This is a genomic window from Marinimicrobium sp. C6131 (genome assembly GCF_026153455.1).
Taxonomy (GTDB): domain Bacteria; phylum Pseudomonadota; class Gammaproteobacteria; order Pseudomonadales; family Cellvibrionaceae; genus Marinimicrobium.
Map to the genome: position 1 here is coordinate 3,433,728 of NZ_CP110629.1, position 22,786 is coordinate 3,456,513.

19 protein-coding genes and 1 tRNA gene are annotated in these 22,786 nt (G+C 55.6%); 9 read left to right on the plus strand and 11 right to left on the minus strand.

What is annotated here, in order from left to right:
* Positions 1-21: 21 nt before the first annotated feature.
* The 9 genes from OOT55_RS14695 to tviB all read right to left on the minus strand — a co-directional run bounded on the left by OOT55_RS14695 (position 22) and on the right by tviB (position 8,040).
* Complete coding sequence (locus OOT55_RS14695; protein WP_265366599.1) at positions 22-837, minus strand: class I SAM-dependent methyltransferase; 816 nt, start codon at positions 835-837, stop codon at positions 22-24.
* Positions 838-1,014: 177 nt separating this feature from the next.
* Entirely contained in the window at positions 1,015-2,454 is a 1,440-nt protein-coding gene (locus tag OOT55_RS14700) for a hypothetical protein (RefSeq protein ID WP_265366600.1), read from the minus strand.
* Positions 2,451-2,849, minus strand: coding sequence for a hypothetical protein (locus OOT55_RS14705; RefSeq protein WP_265366601.1), 399 nt, complete (start codon positions 2,847-2,849; stop codon positions 2,451-2,453). Before OOT55_RS14705 ends, OOT55_RS14700 begins: the two co-directional genes overlap by 4 nt.
* On the minus strand, positions 2,846-3,508 hold the full coding sequence (locus OOT55_RS14710) for a hypothetical protein (protein ID WP_265366602.1): 663 nt from the start codon (positions 3,506-3,508) through the stop codon (positions 2,846-2,848). The genes OOT55_RS14705 and OOT55_RS14710 overlap by 4 nt, the downstream gene beginning before the upstream one ends.
* Entirely contained in the window at positions 3,505-4,599 is a 1,095-nt protein-coding gene (locus OOT55_RS14715; protein ID WP_265366603.1) for a GNAT family N-acetyltransferase, read from the minus strand. Before OOT55_RS14715 ends, OOT55_RS14710 begins: the two co-directional genes overlap by 4 nt.
* Before the next feature lie 65 nt (positions 4,600-4,664).
* Positions 4,665-4,741, minus strand: a tRNA-Arg gene (locus tag OOT55_RS14720).
* Positions 4,742-4,808: 67 nt separating this feature from the next.
* A complete protein-coding gene (locus tag OOT55_RS14725; RefSeq protein WP_265366604.1) occupies positions 4,809-5,720 on the minus strand; it encodes an XrtA system polysaccharide deacetylase in 912 nt (303 codons plus the stop codon).
* 9 nt (positions 5,721-5,729) lie between these two features.
* A complete protein-coding gene (locus tag OOT55_RS14730) occupies positions 5,730-6,737 on the minus strand; it encodes an NAD-dependent epimerase (protein WP_265366605.1) in 1,008 nt (335 codons plus the stop codon).
* A 28-nt stretch (positions 6,738-6,765) separates the two neighbouring features.
* Positions 6,766-8,040, minus strand: coding sequence for a Vi polysaccharide biosynthesis UDP-N-acetylglucosamine C-6 dehydrogenase TviB (gene tviB, locus OOT55_RS14735; RefSeq protein WP_265366606.1), 1,275 nt, complete (start codon positions 8,038-8,040; stop codon positions 6,766-6,768).
* Between the two features lie 236 nt (positions 8,041-8,276).
* On the opposite strand from tviB, the gene OOT55_RS14740 reads away from it, so the two are divergent.
* The 8 genes from OOT55_RS14740 to xrt all read left to right on the plus strand — a co-directional run bounded on the left by OOT55_RS14740 (position 8,277) and on the right by xrt (position 19,183).
* The gene (locus OOT55_RS14740) at positions 8,277-9,686 is read left to right on the plus strand and encodes a TIGR03013 family XrtA/PEP-CTERM system glycosyltransferase (protein ID WP_265366607.1); all 1,410 of its coding nucleotides are present in this window, start codon (positions 8,277-8,279) and stop codon (positions 9,684-9,686) included.
* Between the two features lie 97 nt (positions 9,687-9,783).
* Positions 9,784-10,350 carry an XrtA/PEP-CTERM system exopolysaccharide export protein gene (locus OOT55_RS14745; protein ID WP_265368839.1) on the plus strand — a complete coding sequence of 189 codons (567 nt, stop codon included), beginning with the start codon at positions 9,784-9,786 and terminating at the stop codon, positions 10,348-10,350.
* Between the two features lie 14 nt (positions 10,351-10,364).
* Positions 10,365-11,879: an XrtA system polysaccharide chain length determinant gene (locus tag OOT55_RS14750; RefSeq protein WP_265366608.1), complete on the plus strand. Its 1,515-nt coding sequence runs from the start codon at positions 10,365-10,367 to the stop codon at positions 11,877-11,879.
* Positions 11,880-11,890: 11 nt separating this feature from the next.
* Positions 11,891-12,715, plus strand: a complete 825-nt coding sequence (locus tag OOT55_RS14755; protein WP_265366609.1) for a CpsD/CapB family tyrosine-protein kinase — start codon at positions 11,891-11,893, stop codon at positions 12,713-12,715.
* Between the two features lie 45 nt (positions 12,716-12,760).
* Entirely contained in the window at positions 12,761-14,080 is a 1,320-nt protein-coding gene (locus tag OOT55_RS14760; protein WP_265366610.1) for a hypothetical protein, read from the plus strand.
* Between the two features lie 256 nt (positions 14,081-14,336).
* Complete coding sequence (locus OOT55_RS14765) at positions 14,337-14,987, plus strand: hypothetical protein (protein ID WP_265366611.1); 651 nt, start codon at positions 14,337-14,339, stop codon at positions 14,985-14,987.
* 133 nt (positions 14,988-15,120) lie between these two features.
* On the plus strand, positions 15,121-17,736 hold the full coding sequence (locus tag OOT55_RS14770) for a tetratricopeptide repeat protein (RefSeq protein ID WP_265366612.1): 2,616 nt from the start codon (positions 15,121-15,123) through the stop codon (positions 17,734-17,736).
* A gap of 4 nt (positions 17,737-17,740) precedes the next feature.
* The gene (gene xrt, locus OOT55_RS14775) at positions 17,741-19,183 is read left to right on the plus strand and encodes an exosortase (protein ID WP_265366613.1); all 1,443 of its coding nucleotides are present in this window, start codon (positions 17,741-17,743) and stop codon (positions 19,181-19,183) included.
* Here xrt and OOT55_RS14780 read toward each other — a convergent pair.
* Both OOT55_RS14780 and OOT55_RS14785 read right to left on the minus strand, forming a co-directional pair.
* On the minus strand, positions 19,146-20,300 hold the full coding sequence (locus tag OOT55_RS14780) for a DegT/DnrJ/EryC1/StrS family aminotransferase (RefSeq protein WP_265366614.1): 1,155 nt from the start codon (positions 20,298-20,300) through the stop codon (positions 19,146-19,148). The two genes, xrt and OOT55_RS14780, sit on opposite strands and share 38 nt — an antisense overlap.
* Positions 20,279-21,289: a glycosyltransferase family 2 protein gene (locus OOT55_RS14785; RefSeq protein WP_265366615.1), complete on the minus strand. Its 1,011-nt coding sequence runs from the start codon at positions 21,287-21,289 to the stop codon at positions 20,279-20,281. Before OOT55_RS14785 ends, OOT55_RS14780 begins: the two co-directional genes overlap by 22 nt.
* A 323-nt stretch (positions 21,290-21,612) precedes the next feature.
* On the opposite strand from OOT55_RS14785, the gene OOT55_RS14790 reads away from it, so the two are divergent.
* Positions 21,613-22,722 carry a glycosyltransferase gene (locus tag OOT55_RS14790; protein WP_265366616.1) on the plus strand — a complete coding sequence of 370 codons (1,110 nt, stop codon included), beginning with the start codon at positions 21,613-21,615 and terminating at the stop codon, positions 22,720-22,722.
* The last annotated feature ends 64 nt before the right edge of the window (positions 22,723-22,786 follow it).

Here is a 22,786-nt window from a genome sequence, read left to right on the forward strand (position 1 = left end):
GGGATGCCCTCCCGAAAGGGGTTACAGGTCTTTGTTGGGTTTACGGTATATCCACAAGCTCACATCAGCCAGCCATTTACCCAGCGAACGGTGTAAATGAACGGAGTTAAGTAAGCGATCAATGGCTCGGTCGAGATTTATCGATCGGCGGTGAGAAAAAATCGTTTTGCCGTTCCAGCGAAAGGGACCCATACCGATACTGGTGTGGGTAAGATACTCAAAACCTTCTCGTTCTATGTCAGAGCGGACCGCCTTGAATTTGAGGAAACGGCCTACCGAATGGTCTTCATCGTGCTTTCTGAGTAACCATTTGATGAACGTCTTCAATCCGATAATCGGGTCAAAGAGCACCGGGTTGTATTTGTTCCTGAAACTGATGATCAACGTACCGCCGGGCTTTATTATTCGATACAGTTCTTTAAGCGCAGGCTGATAGTCCTGAATGTAGCTAATGACGCCAAGACAAACAATGATGTCGAAATGGTTGTCGGGGAAAGGGAGAGCCTGGCAGTCCGCCTGAAGCAAGGCGGCATTGTGCTGTTGGGACTGATTGAGAACGTCCCGGGAGAAGCGGAGCATGTCAAAGGAGTAGTCCAGCCCGATGCAGTCACGATCATTCGCCAGCAGGCGGCTGACCACGGGGGCGGCTCCGCAACCGACATCAATGATCGTGGAGTCTGGAGTCGAATGAGACAGAACGTAATTTACGGTAAAGTCCCGCCGGCTCTGAAAAAGATGCTCTTCAAAGGTGACCGGATGACCGCGATACAGGTCGTTCCACAGTTTCCCGTCCTTGCGGCCGGAAAACATACTGGTTACTTCGTCTCGCCACGCCATAAACATGCTTCCTTACGGAATGATTATGAGCGTCACCAGAGACTGCAAGAGTCACGGAACCGTGGCTCCTCCGTGGGCGCCGAAATGTGTATTCATGCGTCTGAGTATAGGCAGCCATTCGAGGGGTTGGCAACTGACGGTTTTTTTATCACTTGGGCATTTCGGAGGGTTACGGCTCTACTTCAAAGTACCGCCTTCGCAGCTTGTCAGACGCTCAAAGTCGGCCTTTGACTGAGGGTGGGCGTGGCGGCGGAACTGGTCGATCAGACGTGCCAAACGGGAAAGTCTCAGGAGTTTCTCCGCTTGTGTGTAATCCCGGCCAATTTGGAGCTGCTGTGCATTGAGTACTTCCACCTCGCTCTGTAGTCGAACCAGATCCCCGTACTCCTCTAGTGAGCGTATCTGTTCAGCCAGTGCTTCCAGGGTAGCTCGAGGCAACGCGTCCAGATGTTCAGAGTCAATGGGTTGTTCGACCAAAGCACGGATCTGTTCTTGTCGTTCACTGACGGCGCGACGTGCCTCGCGTAGTTCACGAAGGGTATCCCGTTCGGCTCGTGCCAGATCCCTGCGTTTGCTCAACAGTCCAAGTCCGCTTTCCGGGAGTTCATGTTCAGACCGTACGGTAGCTGCTGCGCCAGAGTAGTCGTTGTTGGCGTCAGTGCCGATAAAAGAGTTCCAGCGCAGGTACCAGGGTTCCCAGCGCTCTATGAAGGTTTCGCTGGTCGAGCGTGACAGGTCGCTGCTGTGGGCATTCGTCAAAGTGTAGACGTGTGCCTCATGGAAACTGACATCCCCCGAATGGTCGAGATCGATTTCCGTTAGCGGAATCGGCTCTCCAAGTCGGGTTTCCTGATCCAACGCGGCGAAGAAATAGGTCGTATAATCGCGAAACTCCGCCTGATTGGTGCCGAGGTCACAACCTTCGGCCTCGCGACGATCTGACTCGGCCAGAAATCCGCATCGGGGTTGGTCGGCCAGTGTATCGCTATAAGGGTTTTCGTAGATCAGCGAACTGAAAGAACCAGAAAAGCACTGGGTCAGGACAAATCGGATGGGAACGCTGCTGGGGGCGTGATCGAAAACGTCGTCCAGCTCGCTGATGGTCAGCCGAGTGTCTTCCCAGAGCATCAAGTTGTTCTTGCGGGTGTCGTTGGTGTTGATGTCGCCGTGACCGTTGTAAACCAGTAACACCGAATCATCGTCATTCAATGCCTTGAAGTCGTCGATGAGTGCGCTGGTCAGTTCTGACTTCTCGGTACTTCCGTCTATGTTCGTAAGGCTGTTGCGGCGAGTCCGTTGCGCATAGGACAGTCCGCTACCATAAACCCGCAGTATGGGCTCCCAGGTCGGGTCCCGCTCCTCGGCGTGAGCAAAGTAAACTACGTCGTGTTCCTCGCTACCGCCATCGGTGTAGAACGTGTTAACGGAAATCCCCTGCTGGCGGAATACGGATTGTAACCAGCGGACATTCTCCTCAATTTGACCCTGGGAGTTTTCCAGAGTGTTACCACCGCCTATAAGCCATACCCGTGTTTCAGCGTGCACAACACAGGAGTAGCTCAGCGTCAGTAATGCGACAGGGATCAATGAGGTCCATCGCGCTAGCACAGGAATCATGGGTTCCCCCTTTGCCACAGGGTGTGAAAGCAGAGGTTGAGAATGCCGGCCCAGAACAGGAGTGCGCCAAAGATCATGGGCAGAAATGGAGGGAAGAGAGAAAACACCGTGGCAAGTAATCCGGCCGATATGACAAGCGCATGAACCCGACGGGTGGGGAAGTAACGGCTCAGCCCCCGCACGGAAAACCATAAAAGGATGCTGAGCGGCAGGGCGCTGGCCCAGTCTCTGAGCACGTTGATGATGAGCTCCCGACGTGACCCGAAGAATAATTCATTCAGGAACTCGGCTTGACCCAGCAAGGTGTCGGCAACAATCACCATCGCGAGCGCGACCGGGTAGAGGAGCAGGCTCAGAAGTACCGTTGCGATGCTGTAGATGATTTTTCTGCTCATGGCCATAGCCCCTTGGCTTTCTCCAGGCGATAGCCAACTTTGCGGCAGCCCTTCAGATTGAATCCGACGTATCGTTTCCTGCCAAGAAAATAGGCGAAGTAGCCGATGACGTCAGCGCCAACGGAGGCGGTAGTGCGACGCGAGCTGAAGTTGTTTGAGTCTATAGCCACCAGTACACCTTTCTTGCCCTGTTTCTGGTAGAGCGTCAGTGCATGATTCTTCACCCAACGCTGAATGTGTTGGCCCCTGTACTTTGGAATCGTCAGGTTCTTGTAGGCGTAGGCATAATCTTTGTCGAAGTAGGTCGTCAACCGGTTGGATGACGTCGAGGGATTCTCGGCGTACCATGCGTAGGAGCACAGCTCTCCGTTCATAAACGCACCAATGCATTTGTCGTTGTTGGCCAATGCCTGGTCGACATGAGAGCGTGGTAGCTCAAGGCCCGGAGTATCAACGTACTGACCAAGCTCCTCGGGGGTCATTTCGTGAATGTCCAACCCGGGGGGCATCGTCTCCTCGAGATCCTTAACCTTGCTATGCAGATAGATAAACATGAGACGAAACCGGACGATTTTTTCGATCGCGCTAATCGCCATGTCGTGGAACATGGGCCATATTCCGAATCTCTGGTAGATGGCTCTGTAGGCCGAAAAATTCATAGAGCGTTGCTCCTGCCTTGGGGGCGGACCGCTTTGAGCGTTGCCTGAAGCCGCCATACCTGACGCAGTACTCGTGCCGTTATGGTCTTGTTGAAATAGGTGGCTGACCACTTTTGTTCGGTTGAAAAATGCCACCGACTTGCCCAGGGAGGGTTGGTCACCAGGTTCACCTCCCGGCTCTTGAGATGCTCAGATTCCAGGCAGTGGAGTAGGGCAATACCTCCTGGACCGACATCGCGGAATCGTTCATCAAAACCAATTTTCAACAAGAACAGTCGTTCCCCGGTCCGTAAGCCAAGTTGAGCCGCGACGGGTGTACCATTGAATTTGAGCAGGTTGATCAGCGCCGAGCCGGTTTCAGAGAATGTCCTTAGTATTTCCTGGTAAAACGCTCTGGCGTTTGGCCTGAGTCTAATGGCGCTTTGCGTGCCGTTTTCACCCTTCCAGCTCGCGGCTTCTACGATAAGGAATGTCTCGTAGGCTTGATCTATCAATGAGTTATCAGTGATCGATTCGAAGTGAGTAGGACCAAACTGTGCCTCGGCATTCTTCAGGTGTCGCCGGGTGTTCTTCACCTGCTTCTTCGAAAGAGGCTCGATCAGGTCGCCAGTCGGGCCCTTCTGAACGTAGGCGGTTCCCAGCACCATGGCACGGGCGTGGCTCCCCACCAGCCGGTGGGTGGTTGAACGGTCGGGAAAGTGTGACAGCTCAATGATATCCCAGGGTTCGGGCGAGTGACGTTGCAGGTGCCTGAGAAAGGTGTTGAGCAGCGCCGGAGTGGCCTGGTCGCGCCTGACCAGGCAATCCGCCACATCGATTGGCGTGTCGTAGGGAAAGGTGAGGTATCGAACCGTCATGCCCAGGCGCTTTCGGGTGGTCAATGTCAGCGGTATGACCGCAACCAGCCGGTTTTTCCGGTAAAACGCAAAATAGTGGACGGGATTATTACACAGATGGCTCTGAACGGCGTGATGCCAGCGCCAATCATTGTAGAAGGAGGGGTTGTCCGACTCGTCAAACAATGCCTGCCACTCGGACTTCAGTTCTCTGAGTCCCTCTGATCCTGTGAAACAACGGACATAAGTATCCAAGCGCGACCTTCCCGGGAGCAATCTCGTTAGTGTGTGCTTGCTGCTAGCTCAGACCTCATCAAATATGGCGCACCTGGCAGGATTTGAACCTGCGACCAACGGCTTCGGAAACCGCTACTCTATCCAACTGAGCTACAGGTGCGTGTTCTCGGGACTCAACATCCGAAGAGGTGCGGATTTTACATAAGCGAGCGGCGTTCGTCTATCCGTCAGGCCGTGGTGGGCGCTTTTTCGGCTTCCAGATCCCGTAAATCCAGCGTCTTGGCCAGCTTCACCGTTCCCAGGCTCTCGCTCATGGTGCCGAACGGAAAATCCGCCAGCATCCGCTCCAGCCGCGGCAGGCAGCGGCGCAGGTTGGTGTAGTGGCGAAACCGCGAGAACCAGCGGGCGTTGGGAATCCGGGGCTGGTCGGGATCGATTTCCCAGGGGTGAAGGTAAAAAATCTGGGGTTTCTGACCGTCATTACTGGCTTTCCGGAACAGCCAGCGCGAGAGGGCATAGGGGTACTGGCGGAAATAACCCCCTCCGGCCGCCGGTACCGCCTGACCCAGCACCTTGGCCGTGGTCAGCGGAAATTCGGTCAGCTCGGCGCCGCCGGAGGTAATGATGCGATAGGGCTCCTCCGGGCTGCCCGGAATGCCGTAGTTATCATGTCGGGTCGGGAAAATGCTGGAGTCCCAGGTAAAACCCAGCTCCGCCAGGATATCCAGCGCCCAGAGCGACTGGCGGGTGATGGAATAGCTCGCCGCCCGGTAGCCGGTCACCGGCTGACCGGTCAGGTCCTCCAGAATGCGCTTGGAGCGGGTGGTCTCCTCCCGGAAAAGCTCGGGTGTCTGGGTGTAAATCAGCCGATGACTGTAGCCGTGGGAGGCGACTTCATGGCCCTGGGCGTGAATCCGCTTGACCAGCTCCGGATGTCGCTCCGCCACCCAGCCGAGAATGAAGAAGGTAACTTTGATGCCGACGTCATCAAACAGTTGCAACAGCCGATCGGTGTTGGCTTCGACCCGCGACGGCCAGTGCTCCCAGTCCTCGGGCTTGACCACGTCAAAGAAGGCGGCGACCTGGTAGTAGTCTTCGACGTCGACGGTCATGGCGTGGGTGACGGTTGGTCGTTCCATGTAGCACCTTTAAACCTGATAATAATCCCGATACCAGCGCACAAAATTCTCAATACCCACTTCCACCGGTGTGCTGGGCTTGTAATTCACATCCTCAATCAGCGCGTCCACATCCGCATAGGTGTCCGGCACATCGCCCAGCTGCAGCGGCAGCAGATTCTTCTCCGCCTTCTTGCCCAGGCAGTCCTCCAGAACCTCGATATACCGCAGAAGCTCCACGGGGCTGTTGCTGCCGATGTTGTACAGTCGATAGGGTGCCTTGGACGTGGCGGGGTCCGGCTGATCGCCGCTCCAGTCCGGGTTGGCCGGGGCCACATGGTCCAGCGTGCGGATCACACCCTCGACAATATCGTCAATATAGGTGAAATCCCGACGGTGGTGCCCGTAGTTGAACACGTCGATCGGCTCGCCGGCCAGAATCTTGCGGGTGAAAATGAACAGCGCCATATCCGGGCGCCCCCAGGGGCCGTACACGGTGAAGAAGCGCAACCCGGTGGTGGGGATGCCGAACAGATGGCTGTAGGTGTGGGCCATCAGCTCGTTGGATTTTTTGCTGGCCGCGTAAAGGCTCACCGGGTGGTCCACGTTATTGTGCACCGAGAAGGGCATCGCCGTGTTGGCGCCATACACCGAGCTGCTGGAGGCGTACACCAGATGCTCGGTCCCAAAGTGGCGACAGGCCTCCAGGATATTGATGAACCCGGTAATGTTACTGTCGATATAGGCTTGGGGGTTTTCCAGAGAGTAACGCACCCCGGCCTGGGCCGCCAGATTGACCACCCGGTCGGGCTTGTGATCCTTGAACACCTGATCAATGGCCGCTTTGTCCTGCAGGTCGGCCCGGATATCGGTAAAACCCTTATAGGGGGTAACCCGCGCCAGGCGGGCTTTCTTGATGTTCACATCATAGTAGTCATTGAGGTTATCGACCCCAATGACCTCGTCGCCGCGCTCCAGCAACCGCAAGGCCAGATGGTTGCCAATAAAGCCGGCGGTGCCGGTGACCAGTACTTTCATAACGTATTCCTGTTGTTTTGCCGGCGCTTCAGAGTCGACCGTCTACCTGCTCTTTGGGCAGAATATGCTTTACATCATAAAGCACATGTTGGGCTTTACCCAGTTTGCGGATAGCGCCGGGCCCCATGGCGCGAAACTCCCGGTGTCCGACACAGAGCACGATAGCATCGTAATGCCCCTGGCGGGGCTCTGAAACCAGCTTGAGGCCGTACTCAAGCTCGGCCTCCTCTGGGTCCACCCAGGGGTCGTAGACATCCACATTGGAGTGGTATTCCTGGAATTCCTCAATGATGTCCACCACCCGGGTATTGCGAAGATCCGGGCAGTTCTCCTTGAAGGCCAACCCCATGATCAGCACATTGGCGTCCACCAGATGCAGCTTGCGCTGGGTCATCATCTTGACCACCGAGGCGGCGATAAAGTGACCCATGCCGTCGTTGATGCGGCGGCCTGAGAGAATCACCTCGGGATTGTACCCGACCTGTTGGGCCTTGTGGGTCAGGTAGTAGGGGTCCACACTGATACAGTGACCACCCACCAGGCCCGGCCGGAAGGGCAGAAAGTTCCACTTGGTGCCCGCTGCTTCCAGTACCTCCAGAGTATCGATGCCCAGCCGGCTGAATATCAGCGAAAGTTCGTTGACCAGGGCGATATTGATATCCCGCTGGGTGTTCTCGATGACTTTGGCGGCTTCGGCCACCTTGATGCTGCTGGCCTTGTGAGTGCCCACGGTGACCACCCGGCGGTACAGCGCGTCGACATAGTCCGCCGCTTCCGGCGTGGAGCCGGAGGTCACTTTCACAATGTTGTGTACCCGGTGCTCCTTATCGCCCGGATTGATTCGCTCCGGGCTGTAGCCGGCGAAAAAGTCGCGGTTAAAGGTCAGCCCTGAACCCCGTTCAATGATGGGTACGCATACCTCTTCGGTACAGCCTGGATAAACCGTGGACTCAAAGACGACCAGACTGTTTTTCCCGATGACGCGCCCCAGCAATTCGGAGGCTTTTTCAAGGGGGGTAAGATCGGGTTGCTTGCTGTCGTTAATGGGCGTCGGAACCGTCACAATGTAGACGTCGCAGGCTTTGATGTCGTTCTCATCGGACGTAAAGTTCAGTCGCTCGGCGGCCCTGAGTTCCTCCGGGGCGACCTCTCGAGTGTGGTCCCGGCCGCTTTTCAGCTCGGCAATCCGCTTCGGATTGATATCAAATCCCCGGGTCTGAACCTGTTTTCCAAATTCGGCCGCCAGAGGCAAGCCGACATAGCCCAGGCCGATAACGCAGAGAGTGGGGTCGGTGGCGAACATAAGGCGTTTTCCTTGAGCAAACGGGTAGATCCTGAGCGTGTCAGACACGCTTTTGACGCTTTAACTTAGCATATTTTCAGGGCCCAAAGCGAAATAGCGGAACGGCCTTTTTAACTGTCGGAAATCTTGTCACTTTTGCGGTTAAAAAGCGTTCATGAGCGGTCGAGAAACGCCGCGGAAACCCGCTATAATGAGGTGCTTCTAGCGCAAAACACACCCTAAAAAGGACGCGGGTCTTGTCTTACATTCGGCTGAATAAACACTACATTCATTTACCCTACCTGTATCTGGGCGGTATTGAGTTCGGATTGCTTATCGCGGCGGCGTGGGGTGCTGAGTGGTGGTATGCCCAACTGAATACAATGAGGCCTCTGTGGGCCGACTCATGGGCGCCCAAAGTACTGTTCGCGGTGGTGTTGAGTTGCTGTACGTTATCCATGGGGGTCTATCCTGCGCTGGTACGGGAAGGGTATTCCAGTATGGTGTTGCGCACCCTGGTCAGCTTCTTCCTGCTCGCCAGCCTGACCCTGTTCGTTCTGGCCGCTCTGGGGCCTGAGGGATTCCTGCCACAGGGCGTGATTTTCTGGGGGGTTATTTTTTCGACGGCTCTGGTGCTGTTGGCCCGAGCGATCTTCCTCAGATTGGTGGATACCCATGAGCTCAAGCGTCGGGTAGTCATCTACGGAGCGGGCACCCGCGCCCAACAGTTGCTGGACAACCTGGCGCCTGAGCGGGACGTGATCGGGGTGGAGGTCGTTGGTTGCATCCCCGGGGAGACCGAAGCGCCCGCGGTAGACCCGGCGCTGGTTATGCCCGTTCCGAAGGACTGGGTCCATTTTGTCAAAGCTCACCATGTATCGGAAATCGTGGTGTCTCCGGACGAGCGGCGCCAGCGTGAGGGGGGCGGCTTTCCCCTGAATGAGTTGATCGACTGCAAGTTGGCCGGGGTGCCCACCAGTGATGCCCTGGGGTTTTGTGAGCGGGAGCTGTGTAAGATCGATATCCGGCTGTTGAAGCCGGGCTGGATGCTGTTTTCGGATGGGTTCAAGTACTCCAGGCGTCGTTCCGCCGCCAAGCGTCTGTTTGACATTGGTCTCGCGGGACTCTTTGTGTTGATCCTCTGGCCCTTCATGTTACTGACGGCACTGGCCGTGATGCTGGAAAGTGGCCGGCCGGTTCTCTATTTCCAGGAGCGGGTCGGTTTAAATGGCAAAACCTTTCGCATCTATAAATTCCGTAGCATGCGGCAAGATGCGGAAAAAGAGGGCAAAGCCGTCTGGGCCCAGAAAAATGACAGCCGTGTCACCCGGGTAGGGGCCTTCATCAGAAACACGCGCCTGGATGAGTTGCCCCAGCTATACAATGTGCTCAAGGGTGATATGAGCTTTGTCGGGCCGCGCCCTGAACGCCCGGAGTTTGTTCAGGATCTGTCGGCACAGATTCCTTTTTACGGTATGCGTCATAAGGTAAAGCCGGGACTGATGGGGTGGGCGCAACTGAAATACCCATACGGCGCCTCGGTAGAAGACGCGCGCAACAAGTTGCAGTACGATCTGTACTACACCAAGAACCACAGCTTCTTGATGGACATGTTGATCCTGATACAGACTGTTGAAATTGTTCTGCTCGGGAAAGGGGTGCACTAGCACCCTGCCGGCGGAACGCCCCGAGAGGAGATGAGGCGTGACAACGATAAATGTATGGTCCAAAGCCGCTTACGGACTGCTGCTCACACTGGCAGTCCTGCTTTCTGCCTGCTCCAATACGCCGGTAACGCCGCCCCCGCAGACAACGGCCGTGCTGGATGAGTACCGCATTGGGGTGGGGGATTCGCTCAGAATCAACGTCTGGCGGAATGCTGAATTATCCAGCGAAGTCCCGGTCAGGCCCGATGGTATGGTCTCCCTGCCGCTGGTTGGAGATATAAAGGCCGCCGGGCGGACCACGGCCGAGTTGTCTTCCGCCCTGACGGAGGCGCTCACCGACTACGTCCGCAACCCCCAAGTGACCGTCATCGTGACCAACCCCAGCAGTTCCGATTTCCAGCGCCGGGTCAGGATAACCGGTGCGGTTCAAAGTCCCCAGTCTGTACCCTATCGAGAGGGCATGACGGTCCTGGACCTGGTGCTGATGGCGGGCGGTCCCAACGAGTTCGCCTCCGCCAACAAAGCCAAGTTGTACCGGCGGGTAGAGGGGGAGGTCAAAGTGTACCCGATCTATCTGAATGATCTGATCGAAAAGGGTCAGGTACAGACCAACTACCCATTACAGCCGTCGGATATTGTGACGGTACCGGAGCGGGCGTTTTAACGTCGGGCTGACTTATGGATAAAACGTTTATAGCTGATCTTCTCAAATCTCTGAAGTTTGAAGCCATCCGCTTCAGGGTGTGGGTTGTTCTTATCTTTATTGCCGTATCGTTTGGCCCCCTCGTGGTGGGCTATTTCTGGCCCAATACCTATGCGACCAGCGCATTGCTCTATGCGGATGAAACCAACATTATTGAGCCACTTCTGAAAGGTCGGGCCTCGGTCACGTCGGTTGATCGCGCCAAGCAGGCTCAGGAGGTGCTTTACTCCCGTCGCGTGATGGAGGATGCCGCCAAAGCAGCGGGTCTGGTAGGTGAAAACCACAGCGCTGATCAGATGGCGCGTGCGGTTCGCCATCTAAGAAGCAGTGTGCGAGTGGAGACTCAAGGCAGCAATCAGTTCCGGGTCAGTTACAGCGCGCCAAATCCGGATAAAGCGTTCACGGTTCTCAACAGTGTGGTAAACGTTTTTATCCAGGACACGGCCCGTCGTAAACGCGAAGAGAGCCTGGGCGCCTTCAACTTCATTGACAGCCAGGCTGACTCCTATCGGCGTCAACTGGAAGAGGCGGAACTCAAGCTCAAGGAATTCCGGGCTCAGAACACGGACGGAACGGAGGCTCAGGTCACGTCGCGGATCAATCAACTGCGCAACGACATTGAATCCCTGAAACTGGAGATTCAGGATTCTGAATCCCGGCTGACGTCCATAAAGCAACAGCTTAACGAAGAAAGTCAGTATCAGCAGGCGAAAGGTCAGATTGATCTCTTGCGGGACCGTCGACGAGAGTTGAGCCGACAACTCGATCAATTACGTCTCAGTTATCAGGATAGCTACCCCGATGTGGTTTCTGTCCGACAACAGATTCAGGATCTGGATGAAGAAATCGCGCAGCTGGAATTCGCCGGCGATTCATTCAGTCGGGGGGAGACGGTTGAAAATCCTCTGTATGAAGAACTCCGCAAACAGCAGTCAGTGGTTGAGGTGGACCTGTCGGCGCAGAAGCGGCGGATGGAATCCCTGGAGGGGATGCTCCAGCGTGAGCTGGAGCGCGCCGAACGGGTCGCGGCCAACCAGGCGGAACTGTCTGAGCTGACCCGGGATCTGGATGTGTTGCGGGATATATACAACGAAATGCTGCAGAGGAAAGAGTCTGCGCGACTGTCCATGACGCTGGATATTGAGGGGCAAGGGGTCAGTTACCGAATCCAGGATCCGGCGACGTTCCCGCTGGATCCGTCCGGCCTTCGCTATGTGCATTTCGCTGCCGTCGGGCCCTTCTTGGGACTGCTGGCACCCTTTGGGCTCCTGTTTGTCTATGTGTTTCTTGATCCACATATTCGCTCGGCGCGAGCGCTACAGCAGCAACTTCCTCAAGGCATTGAAGTGATCGGGGTCATTCCACACTACAACACGCCTCTGGCTGAGCGGTTGGTAAAGAAGGACATGATTCTTCTGCTGGGCATCGCGTTGCTGGCAATGATTGCGTACGTGGCACTGGGTGTTACCTGGTACGGCGTCAAGAACTGACGGGGTGAACGATGAGTGACGATAGCAGAGAAACCGCTGATCGAAAGTCAGGCAGGCCTGAATTGAGCCTGCGCTCGTTTATTGAGAGGATCGAAACCGTGAAAGATGATCACCCACAGGATCCGCTGATCAAGAGTGCGGTTTCGGAGCATCGCAAACGCGAACAGATCAAGAGCATGTCCACGCCGGTTATCTGGACGCAGGACGAGCTGTATGAAAAGAAAGTGATTTTCACCGGCATGCGTCAGCGGGAGCTGCTGAATGCGTTTCGTGAAGTCCGGATTCGTATACTTCAGAAGAGCAAAACCGATAACGTCGTGGTGTTGGTGTCATCCATTACTGAGGGGGGTGGTGGCAGCTTTGTTGCCTTCAACCTGGCGGCAACCTTTGCGTTGGACCGCCATAAAACGGCCCTGTATGTCGACTGCAACCCGTACCACTCATCGGCTGAACAGTTTACCGTGACGCCGATAGAGACGGGGCTCACTCAGTATCTGCATGATTATACCGTCCCGCTGAAGCACATCATCTACCCATCGGGCGTAGAGCGCTTGCGGGTTATTCCCTCTGGTGCCGGTAGTGAGTCGGCCGCTGAGTTTTTTAATTCCAAACGCATGGAAGTGCTTATTTCAGAAATCAAAACGCGCTATCCGGATCGGTTTATTGTGTTGGATGCACCCTCCGTACAGTCTTCTACGGAAGCGCGCATATTGGCCCAGTACAGCGATCATGCGCTTTTGGTGGTACCTTTCGGTAAGACAACCCAGTCCGATATTCTTGCCGGTATTGATGCCGTGGGGAAAGAAAAATTTTCGGGACTGATATTCAATCACTGACCTCTGTGTATGGAGAGGATCGTCGGCGGGCAAGGAGTGAGTATCATGGCAATTGATGTACATCGTAAGTCTTATCGGCCTACTGACGTAGCGTTCTGGACAATGGTGGCGACCGGTCTGTCCTGTGCGTCCTCTGCCGCCCTGGCCCAGGCCGACTGGGAACTCGCCATCGGCGTTGGAAGCGAGTACTCGGATAACGCCGCGAAGTCACAGACGGATACGCTGTCCGAGCGCCGTGACTCGGCCGAGCTTCGCTTGAACCTGGACTATACCAACCAACTTCTTGCGGCGGCAGCAAACTATCAGGCCACAGAAACCCGTTATGACAAGGACTCGCAAGAGGATCGCAGTGTGGTGGAAGGGTCAAGCCAGCTTCAGCTTGGCCAACCGCGCCATCCAATCGACCTTCTGGTGACCCACAGTCGTCGGCGTGTGCTTAACGCCCCCGACGCCGTTGATCTCCTGGCCAACAACGATGAACGAGAAATTCTGACCGCTGCGCCGGGGCTCCGCTGGCGTGCCAGTGATGTCGATCTGCTGGCACTCCGCGGTCACTACTCAACCATTGAGTATCGCTTCTCTCCCGAGTTGGAGTCTGAGCGCACCGGCGGCAGCGTGTTCTGGTCGCGACAGTTGTCCGAGACCGACCAGCTCGATATGACGGCCCAGACGATGGATGTCGCGTTCGATGTTTTACCGACGTTGGATTATCGCTTTGATGCCTACGATATTGGCTACGAAGTCAGCCTTCGCCGACTGCAGTATCGGCTGCAACTGGGTTATAACGAAACGACGCCAGAGATCGGAGGCGGGCTGTCCAGTCCGAGCTTTCTGGTTGAGGGGCTCTATACGAGTGGCGTCCATGATTGGCAACTGAATGCACAACGATTTATCACGGACAGCTCCAGTGGCAGCGGCAATCGAGGGGATCTGAGTGAGTTTTTGCCCGGGGATGCCACTACAGGTGAAATTGATCAGATAGAGCGCACCGAAATTGAACTTGAGTGGTCCACCGAAGCGTTTTGCCAACGGTGCGATACCGGTGTGGCGCTGTACACCCGATCCGATGATTATCGTCAGGTCGATGAAGACGGCAGTGCTTCGGGTGTGCGCATCAATATGCGGTACGAACTCAGTCGACGATCGTCGGCCAGCCTGACCTGGTCGCTCCGCGATCAGTCGTTCGAGTCCGACGTGGCACGGGAAGACTTTACGGACCAACAAACCCGCTTAACGTATCAGCGCCGTTTTCAGAATGACCTCGAATGGTCGGCAACGGTTCTTTATATCGACCGCGATTCTGATGACCTGAGCAGACGATACAATGAAACCGTTGGGGGAATGCGGATCGGGTATGTATTCTGAATTGCGTTTATAACCATACGATTGCTAATGGTCTGATCAATATAATCATAACGACTTATATGCCATTAAGTTATAGCACGCGCCAAAAATTTTGGGGTGTGTTCCGCATTGAGGTTGCGGGTTGTTTCCCGAATTATAAAAAAATCCCTGTTTAGTCATGAAATTACCTGTCCCGGATGGTACAAAGTGCGTAAGGAATTTCGACGAGAAGGAGATGTATACCACTTTGAAAGGCCCTATGGCCGGGAAACAACCCATGAATCTTCACACAGCGCTAACCGATTCCATCACCCTGCTGGCGGCCCGTCGTCTGGCGGTTTCCCTGTGCTTGGCGTCAACGATTGCATTGGTGGCCTGTGGCGGTGGTGCCGGCACGGACGGCTCGCGCCTGGACAACCAGGGCCCTGGGTCGGACAACGGCTCCTCATCGTCCAGCTCAACGGCCAGTAGCCAGTCGTCTTCCAGCGCTTCGTCAGAGCAGCCCGAACCGGAGGAGCCCTCTGATCCGGAGCCCGAAGACCCCAATGACGACGGCTCGGACGACTCAGACGCCGGGGGCAATGACAACCCTGACGACGGCTCCGGTAATGATGACGATAGCGCCGATAGCGGTAACGATGACGTCATTGAAGACGTGCTGGTTGAAGTCAGTGGTACCGTAGTGCTTGAGTGGCAGCAGCCCGAAGTTCGAGAGAACGGTGACCCCATCTACGACAATGAGCTGGGTGGCTACGAAGTCCGCTATCGCGAAGTCAGTCAGGAGCAGTTTACCTCACAGATCATTGATGAGTGGTCTGTTCAGTTTACTGAAATCCACGACCTGAGCGGGACCTACGAGTTCGAAATTGCAGCGTACGATACGAACGGTCTTTACAGTGAGTTCGTAAATATCCTACCGGCCCAGTAAGCGTTGTAACCCACAGGTCTCAGAAAGAGACCTGTGGGTGTCAAAATATCCGGCATGTTTAATCCGCTTCAGTGGCGGCGTATACTTCGACAAAGACCTATCCTAACAAGGTTACATTGCCGAAGGGACCGCCATGCACATCCTGCTACCCCGCCTTTCCCTGATCTTACTGGTTGTCTGCTTTTCCCTGACCGGCTGTAGCCGGGAAGGCGATACCCAACAGGCTGAAGACTATCTGAAACGAGCGGATGTGTACCGCGACCAGGGACAGTATCGCGCGGCGCTCATTGAGATGACCAACGCGATTAATAGCGCGTCGGACGACCCCCGTTACGCGGTGGCGATGGCTGAAATCTATACCACCCTCGGTGCCCCCAAAAGAGCCTCCGAGCTGTTGGAAGGGTATCTCCCGCAGGCACCCCAAGTGGTGGCATTGGCGTTGGCGGATGCCTATCTCCAGCAAGGTAAATTCCTGTCGGCGGAAGAGGCATTGGCACAGTTCACTCCGGGCTCGGAGGAAGAAACCTGGCGGCACGCCATGTACCGGGCGGATGCGCAGCGCCTGAGGGGGCGGCTGGAAGACAGTGAGGCGGGTTATCGCGAGCTGTTGCAGGCTCATCCGGAAAACCTTGATCTCGCACTGAGACTGGCTCAAACGTTACTTCAGCAAGGGCGCTCTGAGGTGGCGGACGCACAGCTGCGTGATCTGCGTAAAGCGTACCCTGAAGAGGCCGAGGTCTATTACCTGAGCGCGCTGTTGGCATTGAAAGAGGATGAGCGGGATCAGGCTGAACGTTATCTGACCCAGGCGTTGGCCCACACGCCCCAAACAGATCTGATGCTGCCCGAGCGGGCCATGATTCTCAGGACTCTGTCAGAGACGTTGACGGCGCAGGGCCGGACTTCCGAGGCGCTGATTTATAACAAGATTCTGGCCGAAGAGTCCCCGGAAACCATAGAAGCTCAGCAGAGACTCAGGGAAGCCACGCTCGCCGCCGAATCCGGCAACTATGAACAGGCGGAGACGCTGCTCACAAGACTGCTGAGCGATAATCCGGACAGCCAGTCTGCGACCTTGTTACTGGGGATGATCAACCTCAGTCAGGGCAATCTGTCGGAAGCCGAAGCCCTGTTATCGCGCAGCGTGGATGTGGAAACGGCGGATACCGACGTGATTCGGGCGACCGTCATGGCTCAGGCCGAAGTCGGTAATCTTGAACAGGCCCTGGCGACATTGGAACGGTCCCTGGAGGTTCGCCCGGATGACCCGATACTGTTGTCGATCTACGGCATGTTGGCGCTCAACCAGCCGGACGCTGAAGAGAAAGGCTACCTCAGCCTGCAAAAAGCGTTGGCCCGGGATCCTCACCGCGGCGGCGTAAGACTGGCCCTGGCTCGTTATCACCTGCAGAAGAACGAACCGGAGCAGGCGATGGCGCAGCTGCGAACCGCATTCAGCTTCCAGCCAGCCGACTGGCCGGTGACAAACGTTTATATGGATTTACTGTTTGCACGCGGCGACCTGCCGGAAATCGCTCAGGCCCTGGAGCAGTTGAAACAGGCCGCTCCCAAAGCCAAGGAGACCGCACTGTTCGATGCCCGGTATCGGTTCCACAATGGTACACCTCAACAGGGTGTTCAGCAGCTTCGAGCGTTGCTGCGTTCAGAGCCGGCCTATACTCGCGGTCACGCGGTGCTGGCCCAAATGTACCGGGAAGCGGGTGATGATGCCGCAGCACTGGCGACGGTCGAGCGCCTCGCGAGGTTGGAGCCCGCGAACCTGCAAGTGCTTCGCGCCGGGTTGGACATCATTGCGAGTCGCCCGCAGCTGGCGAAACCACACGATTGGCTGCAGGGCCTGGCAAATCACTCACCAGAGCTGAAATCGTCGGCGAATGTCGTCAGAGCCCTATTGTACCGGGATGCCGGAGAGCACCAGCGTGCCGTGGAACTGATTCGAAGTCTGCCTCCGGAAAGCGGTGACGAAATCCTTGAAGTCAAAGCCCAGGTGTTCCGAGATGGTGCCAGAGCGCTTGCCGGGAACGAGCGATACACGGAAGCCCGATCGCTGTTGATGGAGGCATTGGAACGGGTTCCCAGCAACAAAGCGCTCAATATGGATCTGGTCCAGTTGGAGGTCGCTCAGGGCCGCCACGAGCAGGCCCGCATTCTGTTGAGTGACCTCAAGACGCGTCACCCGGATGATCCTGAAGTGGCGGTACTGAGTGCCCGGGCGACACAAGTGATGGAAGGGCCTGCCGCCGCCTACCGGGAATTGAACCGCGCCTGGGATGAGCAACCGAGTAGCGTCATTGCGGTGCCGCTATTGGCCCTGGCCCGCCAGGAGGAGCCCGAAGCGGTCCCCGGCATTCTGGCAACCTGGGAGCAGGCGGATCCGCAGAACCGGGGACGGATGTTGTATATGGCGGACCAGTACCAACGCCAGGGGGATGAACCCGCCGCGATTACGACCTACGAGACCCTGCTGGCCAACGACCCGAACGATGCGGTCGCGCTCAATAACCTGGCCTGGCTGCTGAAGGACCGGGACCTGACCCGCGCTCGGGAACTGGCGGCGCGGGCGGTGCACCTGCAACCGAATGCACCGGCCATTCTGGACACCTACGGTTGGCTGTTGTACCTGAGCGGTGAGCGCAATGAAGCCCTCAAGCAGCTCGAACGAGCGCTGGAGCTGGCACCAAACGCCACGGAAATACAAAAAAATCTGGAGACGGTGAGACGCGGCTAGGGACATGATGAAAACCTTGCCCCTATTGTTGACCCTGGGATGGTTTGGCCTATACAGCCGTACCTTTGGAGACCTCTGGCAGCGATGGATACGCTGGGACAGCGAAATGGCGCATGGACTGCCTGTGATGCTCATTTTTGTTTACCTGCTATGGCGTGATTGCACCAAAACGGCCTGGAATGAGAAACCGTTCGGAAAAGGGGTTGCCCTGGTAGCGCTGGCGGCCTGCTCGCTGATGTGGTTTCTGGCGGCCCTGATCAACATCCAGATTGTTGAGCAGGTGTTGTTGATCCCGATACTCGTCAGCGCACTGGCCAGCCTTTATGGATGGCCGGCAATATGGCGGCGCCGGTTCCTGTTATTGTTCCCCATCTTTGCCATTCCTGTGTGGGGTAGCCTGAACGAAGGGCTGTTGAGCCTGGCCAGCCTGGTGGTGGGTGAGTCGGTCCGGCTCATGGCCATGCCGGCCCTGATTCAGGGCAACAGCATTTACCTGCCCTATGGCCACATTCTGATTGCCGATGGTTGCTCCGGCATCCGCTACTTTGTCATCGCACTGACCCTCGGGTACCTGATTGCTTACCTGAACGGCTATAAAGAGTGGCGAATGCTCCCCATGTTACTGGTCGCCGGCTTTTTGGGGCTATTGACCAACTGGGTGAGGATATTCGTGCTTATCGTCATCGGCCACTACACCGAAATGGAAAGCAGCTTGATGGAAGACCACGAGCTGTTTGGCTGGTTGATATTTGCCGCGTTTATTCTGCCCGCCGTCTATTTCGCACCCCACGCCTCATCGTCGCCTTCCGCCGAGCCGGCCCTGTCGGCGCAAAGCGTACCTAAAGCGCGACTCGCGATAATGACCTTGTTGGCCGTGGCGGGCCCCCTGCTGATAATCATTTATGGTGGGCATTTTAACCGGATTGATCGGCCTGCGCCGATCACTGGCACCCCGCCCGCCAACCAACCCCGTATGCCGATGATGGTTCGAGCACCCGCTGGCGCCCTGACCGAAATCAACAGCCTGGGCAATACGGGTGTCATTCGAACGGATCATTACTGGCGCGGCTCCCTGGAGGACAAGTTGGTCCCTTATCTTCCCCGCCTGTTTGATCACGAGCGTTGGCAGCAAGTCACTCAGACGTCAGTCAACATCGATAGTACGGGCGTTTCGCAGGCTGTGTATGCAGAAAAGGGCGGTGGTCGACGGGTGCTTCAACTGCAGTGGTTCGAGGTGGGAGGTCAGCGGACGTCGAGCCGCACCTGGGCGAAAATTCTGCAGATCCCCGCGACGCTGGGCGGGAGAAATGACTTCTCCATTGTGACACTCCAGGCCGAATGCCGCAGAGTATCCTGCGCGGAACAAGCCGAAGAACTACAGCGCCACGCGCAGGCTCGGATCGCCGCCGTTACCCGGTCGGATCAAGCTCACTCAAAATCGCGCTGATGATGAGCGCCTGGTGTCGGGCCGTGACCCGGGAGTGAACCGGAAGGGTCAACAGTCGCGATGCAAAGTCAGTGGCGTTCGGGCAAAGGCCCTCCTTGCGCAGATAGCCGGAATTCACGAAATGATCGATGGATCGCTGATAAAGCGTCGTCACACCATACCCTTTGAGCGTCGCCATGATCCGCTGTTGTGCGATGGCATCGGGCACTAACAGGGGGTAACGCAACAGGCGACGCCGACGGTCCGAGAATAATCCGGTCAGGGCGTTGACGTTCCCCAGCGCCTGATCGTAAGCCTGTTCCGCCCCCCTGGACCGACCACGGTGCTGAGCAATGTTGCGGTCCAGCAGCGAGTACCGCCGATCGTCCATCCCTTCGATGCTCCGCAGTGGGCTATAACGGGTCTCTCCCAGTTTGATCAGTGGGTTACGACTGAGTGCCTGGTAGTAGAAGGGCTCCAACAGTTGATTGTAAACGGCGTACTTGAGGCGAAGCCTCAGGCGCTGTGCGGCGGATAATGAGCGCGGTGCGGGAGTCGATGCCTCCAGTGGTTTTCGGTGCAGCAACACCCCCCCTCCCAGCAGGCTGACGGGTTTACCGCGCCCGAATGAAAAAACCACATAATCCCCTGTCAGCCGCGAGTTGTCGCTGGCATCCGGGAACCACTGCGCATTATCCTCAATCAATGCCACCTCCGGAAAGTGACTGAGCAATGACCGGAGGGCTCCGAGGTCGTCGGATAACCCAAGGAAATTGACGGCGATAACGGCACAGGTGGCATCGGATAATGCGCGGGTCAGGCTGCCGAGGTCATACCCGCAATCATCGACGGCCAGGTCAACCGCGACGGGGAATAACCCGGCATAATGGATGGCGGCGACAAGATCTGGGCAACAGTAGGCTGGAATGATGACCTCATTCCGTCCCTCCCGACGCTGCCTGCGGGCAATGTCCAATAAGCCCAGCGCTAGCGCCGAAGTACCTGAGTCCACCCAGGTAGCGAGATAGCCGGGAAACCGTGTGGCTTCGGATGCGGGAGCAGGAGACGCCGGGCCAACCAGCACTTTCTCCCCGGCCGGGGGCAGGTGCCCCCGGACTAACGAGCCGAAGGTTTCCATGTGGTCATCCGATTGCCGCGCAGGAACTTGATCGACGCATCCAGAATCGCCAGGTTCACCTGAATAAAGAAGTAAATGATCTTCACCAGTGATCGTTCGCGTGTTGCGGGCCAGAGCTGACCGATGACCGCGACCAGATAGAACGCCGCCTGCCCGATCAGCGTCAGCGAATAGATCGGATGCGTATTCAGCAGAAAAACATTACTGATCAACAGCCCGAGCAGAAACCAGGGAACCAGCCAGCGCATCAGTTTGTGGGAAAATACCTGGAAGGCGAACAGGCCGAACTTGAACGGGTTCAACACCTCACTGTGTCGGGCAAGGCCCGCCATGCCCCGGAGTACGGTGCGAACCTTGCGCATATACTCCTTTCGGGGGTCTTTGAGGTCCTTGTAAAACCCGAGTACATCCGGGGCGGTCACCGCCCGAAGTTTGAGCCGGGCAGTATTCAGCGCTGTATTGAAATCACTGGGGGCATGGATATCCCACTGCTCACAGACCTCCCGCCGGGCGGCAAAAAAAGACCCGCTAAGACCGACCAGACCCGCCAGCCGGGACTCCTGACGTCGAAGCCACATCTCGTACCGGACGTAGGCCCCCTCACCAGCCACCTTGCCGTCGGTACTGATAAACCGATCCTCACTGGATACCGCGCCGATGGAAGGATCCTGAAAGTAGCGCTCCAACGCCAAAAGGGCATCGCTCGGAATCTGGGTCGCGACATCGGAAAACACCAGGATATCGCCCTGGGCCGCCTGAATCGCGGTCTTCTGCGCGTTCTCCTTGCCCAGCCGATCCTGGGCGCGCACCAGCTTTACACCCTGTTCGGCGTACTCTCTGACGATGTCGTCAGTGCCATCATCAGAGCAGTCGGAGGCCACGATCAATTCCAGCCGATCCGCGGGAAAATCGAGGGCCAGGGTATTTTCGATTTTCTCCCGTATTCGGTCTTTCTCATTGAACGCTGTAACAATAACCGACAGAGACATCAAACGGTCGCTCGTAGAAGGCGGGGTGGAAAGTTTAAAGCGAGTGGCTACCATGAGGCAGATAGGGTAAATAAAATAGCTATATACAGCACAGATGAATAGCAGCCAGAATAGCGATTCAAGCATGGATTACCGCTCCTTTGGGTTTAAGTCTTTGTAGTTTACAGCTAGCATAGGTGTAAGCAAAGGATAATGGTTTCTTGCCTGTGTCAATAAACTTTACAGTTAGGGTCAGCCTGTATGGCAGGCTGATAAAGCGGTCTTTCCCACAATTGTGATATGGTAATGCCTTGCAACAAAGGACGTATATGGAACCCTCTTCCATGCCAGATAAAACACATCCCCTCAAGGTCATGCATATCATTTCGGGCGATTTGTGGGCCGGTGCCGAGGTGCAGGCTTATACGCTGATTAGCCACCTTCGCGAGCAATGTCTGGTAACTGCGGTGCTACTTAATCCCGGCCGTCTGGCGGATGAGTTATCTCAGCTTGATATCCAGGTTATTGTTCTTGATGAAACAAAGATGAATAGCGCGGCTTTACTTGTAAAACTTCGGAAGCTAATGAAAGCGCTACGTCCAGATATAATTCACACTCATCGCCAAAAAGAGAACGTGCTCGGAAGTATCGCTAACCTCATAAGCATTAGGGCGAAATGCGTTAGGACTGTACATGGCGCCCCCGAATTTTCTCCAAAGGGGTTACAGCGAGTACAGGCGAAGTTAGATAGTTTGGTAGGAAGATGCCTACAGGACGCAATTATTGCGGTTTCCGACGAAATGAGTGAAAGCTTAGAGAAGATATTTCCTAAGCATAAAATACATTATATTGCCAACGGTATTAACGCTGATCTATTACGGAAAATTTCGAATCAAGCCGATTTCAAGGAAAGGTGGCCAAATGACATTCATATTGGAATTATAGGCCGTATAGAGCCGGTAAAACGAGTCGATTTGTTTCTTGAAATGATACCTCTCCTGATGGGAGAGCTCCAGAATAGAGCGCTACACTTCCATATTATAGGAGATGGAAGCCTTAGGTTATTACTTGAAAGTCAAGTTGACGCAATGAACTTTTCGGAATCTATACACTTCCACGGATATCGAAGTGATATTCCTACCTGCATTCGATCCTTGGATGCAGTAGTCATGTGTTCTGATCATGAAGGTATGCCTATGACCGCATTGGAAGCGTTGGCCATCGGGACACCTGTAATAGCTCATAAAGTTGGAGGGATGGCTGAGATACTAGCCGATTATCCCGAATTTCTCGTTGAGGAGCATTCCGCTTTCGGATATGCCGAATGCTTGAGGAAAGCACTAAATGAAATCGATAATTATGAGATTAAATTACCAGATAATTATACAAGCAAAGAGAACTTTAAGAGCACTTTATACCTATATAAAAAGCTAGTAAGCAATCAAAAAAATTGAAAAATAGTGGAAATCTATTTAATTTTGCACAGTAAATTTTGATACTATATTGTAGAGATTTTAA